General features: G+C 56.2%; 1 protein-coding gene. It reads right to left on the bottom strand.

The window, feature by feature from the left end; genetic code table 11:
* Window positions 1-53: 53 nt before the first annotated feature.
* Window positions 54-764 carry an IS6 family transposase gene (locus FJU08_RS22615; RefSeq protein WP_141151300.1) on the bottom strand — a complete coding sequence of 237 codons (711 nt, stop codon included), beginning with the start codon at window positions 762-764 and terminating at the stop codon, window positions 54-56.
* Window positions 765-811: the final 47 nt, after the last annotated feature.

The raw sequence follows: 811 nt of genomic DNA, 5'->3' as shown, positions 1-811 counted from the left end.
GGCATTGCCAACTTAATTTGGTCAGCCCGATTGTGTTCCCTTTTTTGCGGATTTCAGGCGTTCATCTCGCCGGCGTAGTCCTGCCATAGTCTGAATGCATCTGCCCTTGCGTGCCGGTATGAGGCGGCCGCCAAGGTGTATCGACGGAGCCGGAAGATCGTGTTGATCTGATCGTGGGCGGATAGAAACCGTTGAGCTTGCCGAGGCGACTTGAAACGGCCCATGATCTTCTCCCGTTTCCGGGTCGGACGATGGGAATTCTCAATCCTGTTGTTCAGCCCCTTGTGAGCGCGATGATAGGCATCCGGCGCCAGCGCTTGAACCGGCTTGGCGTAGCTGCGCAATTTGTCGGTCACCACCACTCGGGGCTGGCCAAACTGCTTGACCAGCGCACCAAAGAAACGCCTGGCCGCCTTTGCATTTCGGCGAGGTTGAAGCAGAATGTCGAGCACGTCTCCGTTCCCGTCAATTGCCCGCCACAGCCAGTATTTCACACCGCCAATGACAATCAGCGCTTCATCCAGATGCCACTTGCTGTTGGGTTTTGGCCGATCCCGGCGAATGCAGTGCGCGAAATGCTGGCCAAACCGATTCACCCATTTGCGGATCGTTTCCCGGCTGACAAAAATACCCCGCTCCGCCAGGAGGTCTTCAACATCCGCCGTACTCAGCGCAAACCGATGATAGGCCCAAACTGCATAAGAAATGATCGCACTGGGAAAACGGAAGCCCTTAAGGCGCGGCAAATCGAGACGCTCAGACATCTCAACGACCTACCAAATCCAGGTGGGAGCAACAAGTTGGCAATGCC

It is taken from the genome of Martelella alba, from assembly GCF_006516955.1.
In the GTDB taxonomy this organism is placed as follows: Bacteria; Pseudomonadota; Alphaproteobacteria; order Rhizobiales; family Rhizobiaceae; genus Martelella; species Martelella alba.
The sequence above is the reverse complement of the archived record's forward strand: the minus strand, read 5'-3'. Positions and strand labels throughout refer to the sequence as shown.